The sequence below is a fragment of the Odoribacter sp. N15.MGS-14 genome (assembly GCF_000980245.1).
Lineage (GTDB): Bacteria > Bacteroidota > Bacteroidia > Bacteroidales > Marinifilaceae > Odoribacter > Odoribacter splanchnicus.
In genome coordinates this window covers 36,982-43,055 of record NZ_LARE01000021.1, presented here as the reverse complement: position 1 = coordinate 43,055, position 6,074 = coordinate 36,982, and the positions used below count along the sequence as shown (strand labels likewise).

Genomic DNA, 6,074 nt, shown 5'->3' with positions numbered 1-6,074 from the left:
TAGGGAATGTTTATCAGAACCGAAGGTCCACTGATCAGTATCGCAGATACGCTGATCAGCAAAGCACTAATCAGAGCCCTCCGGATACGCTGATCTTTTCCCGCTATAACCTTTAGCTTTAATTTTTATTTACTGGCTTTGAGGCCTTTGATCACGGCTGAGGTAAAGCCCTCTTCTTCCATTTTATTGAGGCCACGAATGGTTATCCCTCCAGGGGTGGTAACTTTATCGATTTCTGTTTCGGGATTGGAGCCATGAGTAAGCAGTAAATCTACGGCACCTTTTACCGTTTTCAGTACGATCTCTTTGGCCTGATCGGGATAAAAACCCAGTTCAACCCCGCCTTCACTAGCCGCCCGGATGTACCTCAAGGCAAAAGCGATTCCACTGGATGCCAAAGCTGTTCCGGCCATCATCAACTCCTCTTTGATCAACATGGCCATTCCCAATTGATTGAAAATATCGACCACCACTTTCTCTTGTTCAGGAGTGGCATTACAGGAAGCGACAAAGTTCATACTACTGGAAACCTCGATAGCGATATTCGGAATCACCCGGAATAAGGCAGGCCGAACCTCTGCATCTTTCGTAAAATAACGCAATAACCGCTCGAAAGGAATCCCGGCAGCGACGGAAACGACCGATTGCCTTTCATAATCGAGTGTACCCCGGATCTCGTCGATCACAGCCTCCACGCGCCAGGATTTTACCGCGATAACTACTAAATCGGCTCCCTGAACAGCCGTCGGATTATCCTGTGATACGTTAAAACAAGCATCTGCCGATAATAAACGGTCGAGATTCGCCTGCATCAAATCCGTACAAGTAATATCCGAAGCATTGAACACGCCTCCCCTTACTAATCCCCGGGCAATAGCCCCGCCGATATTTCCGGCTCCGATAATCGTAATTTTCATAATCAGGAATCCGTTCCCATAATTTTCCGCTATCGTGTACGACGATTATTTGTTAAAACTTTTCAATACCCGATTGATACTTTGTGGATAATTTTCTACATTTGAAGCAAAATACAATTTTTAATATATAAGTTATGGTCAACTACAAAGATTTAGGACTGGTGAATACCAGAGAAATGTTTAAAAATGCAATGGCAGGGAAATATGCAATTGCAGCCTTTAACTTTAACAACATGGAACAGATGCAGGCCATTATCCAGGCAGCTGTCGAATGTAAATCACCGGTAATCCTTCAGGTTTCCAGTGGTGCTCGTAAATATGCCAACCAGACCCTGCTTCGTTATATGGCTCAAGGGGCTGTAGAATATGCTAAAGAGCTGGGTTTAAATATTCCGATTACCTTACATTTGGATCACGGTGACAGCTTCGAGCTTTGCAAAAGTTGTATCGACATGGGCTTTTCTTCAGTCATGATCGACGGCTCACATCTTCCGTATGATGAAAACGTAGCGCTGACCAAAAAAGTGGTGGAATATGCTCATCAGTTCGATGTAACCGTAGAAGGAGAACTCGGTGTACTGGCTGGCGTAGAAGACGAAGTGTCTGCCGAACACCACACTTATACCCGTCCTGAAGAAGTAGAAGATTTCGTTAAAAAGACAGGGGTAGACTCACTGGCTATCTCTATCGGAACTTCCCACGGAGCGAATAAGTTCAAACCGGAACAATGTACACGGAACGCCGACGGCGTATTGGTTCCTCCTCCATTACGTTTCGATATTCTGAAGGAAATTGAAAAACGTATCCCGGGTTTCCCTATCGTACTGCATGGATCTTCATCCGTACCTCAGGATAAAGTGGCAATCATCAACAAATACGGCGGTGCCCTGAAAGACGCAATCGGTATCCCGGAAGATCAGTTACGGGAAGCGGCTAAATCGGCTGTTTGTAAAATCAACATCGACTCCGACGGCCGTTTAGCGATGACTGCTGCTGTGCGTGAAATTTTCGCTACCAAACCGGCCGAATTCGACCCGCGGAAATACCTGGGCCCGGCCCGTGACTCACTGAGAGAACTGTATAAACACAAACTGACAGATGTACTGGGAAGTGCCAATACGGTAAAATAAATGCCTATCAAACACCGGCCGCCGAGCCGGTGTTTTTCTTTTCTACCGCCCCTGACATAACCATATCAGGCCCGGTCCGTATACAACGGATGTAATAAGAATAACCCATGAGCCTGAATATACCTGCAACAACCCGTAAACGTGTAGTTGTCATCGGAGGAGGTTTCGGTGGCATGAAATTAATCGACAGCCTGCGTCGGAGTGGGTTTCAGCTTGTATTGATCGACCAGAACAATTATCACCAATTCCAGCCTCTGCTCTATCAGGTGGCGACAGCCGGCCTGAACCCCGGCTCTATTGCTTTTCCTTTCCGAAAAGATTTCCGGCATATACCGGATTTTCATTTCCGCATGGCCCGGGTCACCCGGATCGTTCCCCGGGAAAATCAGATCGAAACGACGATCGGTAGCCTCGGTTATGACTATCTGGTCATTGCAGCAGGTACGACTACCAACTACTACGGGATGCAAAATATACAGGCTCATGCCTTACCGATGAAAAGCGTCACCGAGGCCATGGCATTGAGGAACCATATTCTGACGAAATTCGAAGAAGCCCTGACCGCAGACGATGCCACGAAACGGCAACGGTTGCTCAATCTGGTGGTAGTAGGAGGAGGGGCTACCGGAGTAGAGATTTCGGGAGCACTAGCCGAAATGAAACGCTATGTATTGCAAAAAGATTATCCCGACCTCACTTCTGCCACACTCCACATTTACCTCGTCGAAGGGACTTCGAAGGTATTAGGCAACATGTCGCCCGAAGCATCCGAAAAGGCGGGCGGTTTCCTCAGCCGGATGGGGGTTAAACTCTTACTGGATACGCGGGTAACGGATTACCGGGACGGGGCCATTGTACTGGCTAACGGCGAAAGTATTCCGACCGAAACAGTGATCTGGGTAAGCGGGGTTACAGCCCGCCTGTTCGAAGGTATTCCCGAAGCGGTGACCGGCAAAGGGGGCAGAATACTGACAGACGAATTTTGCCGGGTGAAAAATCAATCCAATATCTTCGCTATCGGGGACATTGCACAGCAAAACGAACCCGCTTATCCCAACGGCCATCCACAAGTAGCCCAGGTAGCTTTACAGCAGGGAAAATTACTGGCCCGCAACCTGTGCCTGCTCGAACATCATCAACCGCCACTACCTTTCCATTATCGTGATAAAGGTACTCTGGCAACCGTCGGACGCAATAAGGCCGTAGCCGACCTCCCTCATCTGAAAACCCAGGGATTCGTCGCCTGGTTTCTCTGGATGGCTGTCCATCTGCGCTCGATCCTGGGTGTCCGTAACCGACTGGAAATCCTACTCAACTGGTTTTGGAATTATCTGACCTACGATCAGGCAATCCGGCTGATCTTTAAGACAAAACGAACTCCGCCCGATGACACAGATTCGTCTTCGTAACGTATTCTCACACGTTTTCAACGATTTATCCGCATTTTCACCTCCACTATTTTCATTGTCAATAATTTATTGTATTTTTGTCCCCCTAAAATTATAGATACACAAATGCGGAAATTAAGAAACATTGCCATTATTGCGCACGTCGACCACGGAAAAACAACCCTCGTGGATAAAATGATTTTGCAGGGCAAACAATTCAGAGAAAACGAAAAACAAAGTGGAGATTTAATTCTGGATAATAATGATCAAGAACGTGAACGGGGAATTACTATCCTGGCAAAAAACGTTTCTGTTCATTATAAAGACTATAAGATAAACATTATAGACACTCCGGGCCACTCGGATTTCGGCGGAGAGGTGGAACGTGTATTGAACATGGCCGACGGCGTATTGTTACTGGTGGATGCTTTCGAGGGCACGATGCCCCAAACCCGCTTTGTATTGCAGAAAGCGTTGGGATTAGGCAAGAAAGCTATCGTGGTGGTAAATAAGGTGGATAAGCCGAACTGCCGACCGGACGAAGTGCAGGAAGAGGTCTTCGATCTGATGTTCTCACTGGGAGCCAGTGAAGAACAACTGGATTTTAAAACGATTTACGGAAGTGCCAAACAAGGCTGGATGTCGACGGACTGGAAAAACAAAACAGAAGATATTACCGCCCTTTTGGACGCAATCATCGAAGATATCCCCGAACCCGAAGCAACCGAAGGAACTCCTCAGATGATGATCACTTCATTGGAATATTCCTCTTATATCGGGCGGATCGCTATCGGTAAACTGACCCGGGGAAAACTGAAATCCGGTATGCCGGTCACCCTTTGCAAACGAGACGGGGTGACACAGATCAAAAGCCGGATCAAAGATTTGATGTTGTTCGAGGGACTGGAAAAACAAAAGGTAGAGGAAGTAGAGGCCGGAGAAATATGTGCTATCGTAGGTATCGAAGGATTTGAGATCGGAGATACTATCGCCGATTTTGAAAATCCGGAAGCCCTGACCCCGATCGCTATCGACGAGCCGACGATGAGTATGTTGTTTACGATCAATAACTCGCCCTTCTTCGGTAAAGACGGTAAATACGTCACTTCACGCCACATCAAGGAACGGCTGGACAGAGAGCTGGAAAAGAACCTGGCCCTGCGGGTAGAACCGGGATTAAGCGCGGATTCATTCATCGTTTACGGCCGTGGTGTATTGCATTTGAGTGTTTTGATCGAAACGATGCGGCGGGAAGGCTATGAGCTTCAGGTGGGACAGCCGAAGGTAATCATTAAAGAAATCGACGGTCAGAAATGCGAACCGATAGAAGAACTGACGATCGATATCCCGGAAGAATTTTCGGGGAAAGCCATCGAAATGGTTACGAAGCGAAAAGGAGTCCTCAACAATATGGAAACCCGCGACGACCGTGTTCACCTGGATTTCGACATTCCTTCACGCGGAATCATCGGTTTGCGTAGCAATTTGCTGACGGCTTCGGCAGGAGAAGCCATCATCGCACACCGTCTGAAAGGATTCGAACCTTATAAAGGAGAGATCGAAATGCGAATCAACGGTTCGTTGATCGCTATGGAAACGGGAGATACTTTTGCTTATGCTATCAACAAATTGCAGGATAGAGGGAAATTCTTTATCGAACCGGGCGAAACAGTATATGCCGGCCAGGTGATCGGTGAAAGTACCCGTCCCGACGATATCGTGATCAACGTTTGTAAGTCTAAGAAACTGACGAACATGCGTGCCAGTGGTTCGGACGATAAAGTCAATATCGCACCTCCGGTTAAATTCAGTCTGGAAGAAGCTCTGGAATATATCCAGGAGGACGAATACGTAGAGGTTACCCCTCATGCGATGCGTCTTCGTAAAATTATCCTGGACGAAACAGAACGGAAACGCCAAAGTAAGCGGATTTCGACTGTCGAAGAGTAATAATACCTGAATACCAGATCAGAATAGGTTTAGATTGTCTCACCTATCTAAACCTATTTTTATTTCCCACCGTATTTATCGATCAATTCTATGACCTGGCGTTGTTCCTGATCGGAAAGCTGGCCCGCCTTATAAAATTCGATTATCCGGTCTTTATTGACAAAAATCACGGTAAAATTGTCGTTTGCCCCAGGTAAATGCCAGGCATTGCTCAGCAGGCTATTCGGATCGACATATAGCTGGGCATCGGTACCGGCCGTCTCTTTGCGTGCCTTTCTCAAAATCAAGGAATTGGGAAGTAAAGGAGCTGCAGCCAGATTGATAATTCCGTAAGAAGCGACTTCAGGACCCGTAATGGGATGAGTCTTGAAATAATCGCGGAAGGTTTTGTTCTGTCCGGGACGTGCCGGATCGGCATAGAATATCAGCAAATTTTTCTGTCCCAGAAAAGGTAAGGGAATCGTATCGTTATTCATATTCAGAATATCGACATTCTCAACCTGCTCTCCCACTTGTCCGAACCCTTGGTACGAGAAGAGGAGTCCTATTCCTAAACATAGAATAAAAATCTTTTTCATCTCAAATTCATTTTCATTTATTGAACCTTGGCATCATTCTTGCGTAAATGTTTTACAGTTTGTACGAAAATGGTTTGTACAGGACGAAAAAAAGTGCATTAAACATTTGAA

5 protein-coding genes are annotated in these 6,074 nt (G+C 46.6%); 3 read left to right on the top strand and 2 right to left on the bottom strand.

Going from position 1 to position 6,074, the window contains the following annotated elements:
• Positions 1 to 125: 125 nt before the first annotated feature.
• Positions 126 to 917 (bottom strand): pyrroline-5-carboxylate reductase family protein, encoded by a 792-nt coding sequence (locus tag WS34_RS06730; RefSeq protein WP_046403887.1) that lies wholly within the window; start codon positions 915 to 917, stop codon positions 126 to 128.
• 134 nt (positions 918 to 1,051) lie between these two features.
• Here WS34_RS06730 and WS34_RS06725 point away from each other — a divergent pair, with 134 nt between their 5' ends.
• The 3 genes from WS34_RS06725 (at position 1,052) to typA (ending at position 5,385) form a co-directional block, all read left to right on the top strand.
• The gene (locus WS34_RS06725) at positions 1,052 to 2,047 is read left to right on the top strand and encodes a class II fructose-bisphosphate aldolase (RefSeq protein ID WP_013613047.1); all 996 of its coding nucleotides are present in this window, start codon (positions 1,052 to 1,054) and stop codon (positions 2,045 to 2,047) included.
• A 107-nt stretch (positions 2,048 to 2,154) separates the two neighbouring features.
• Positions 2,155 to 3,456: an NAD(P)/FAD-dependent oxidoreductase gene (locus WS34_RS06720; RefSeq protein ID WP_022160444.1), complete on the top strand. Its 1,302-nt coding sequence runs from the start codon at positions 2,155 to 2,157 to the stop codon at positions 3,454 to 3,456.
• Positions 3,457 to 3,561: 105 nt separating this feature from the next.
• Positions 3,562 to 5,385: a translational GTPase TypA gene (gene typA / locus WS34_RS06715; RefSeq protein WP_046403886.1), complete on the top strand. Its 1,824-nt coding sequence runs from the start codon at positions 3,562 to 3,564 to the stop codon at positions 5,383 to 5,385.
• A gap of 59 nt (positions 5,386 to 5,444) precedes the next feature.
• Here typA and WS34_RS06710 read toward each other — a convergent pair whose 3' ends face one another.
• Positions 5,445 to 5,963, bottom strand: coding sequence for a YtfJ family protein (locus tag WS34_RS06710; RefSeq protein WP_046403884.1), 519 nt, complete (start codon positions 5,961 to 5,963; stop codon positions 5,445 to 5,447).
• Positions 5,964 to 6,074: the final 111 nt, after the last annotated feature.

What these genes read in the sequence shown, in the direction of transcription:
- WS34_RS06730 (WP_046403887.1), bottom strand. Translation starts at nt 917, where the DNA reads ATGAAAATTACGATTATCGGAGCCGGAAATATCGGCGGGGCTATTGCC.
- WS34_RS06725 (WP_013613047.1), top strand. Translation starts at nt 1,052, where the DNA reads ATGGTCAACTACAAAGATTTAGGACTGGTGAATACCAGAGAAATGTTT.
- WS34_RS06720 (WP_022160444.1), top strand. Translation starts at nt 2,155, where the DNA reads ATGAGCCTGAATATACCTGCAACAACCCGTAAACGTGTAGTTGTCATC.
- typA (WP_046403886.1), top strand. Translation starts at nt 3,562, where the DNA reads ATGCGGAAATTAAGAAACATTGCCATTATTGCGCACGTCGACCACGGA.
- WS34_RS06710 (WP_046403884.1), bottom strand. Translation starts at nt 5,963, where the DNA reads ATGAAAAAGATTTTTATTCTATGTTTAGGAATAGGACTCCTCTTCTCG.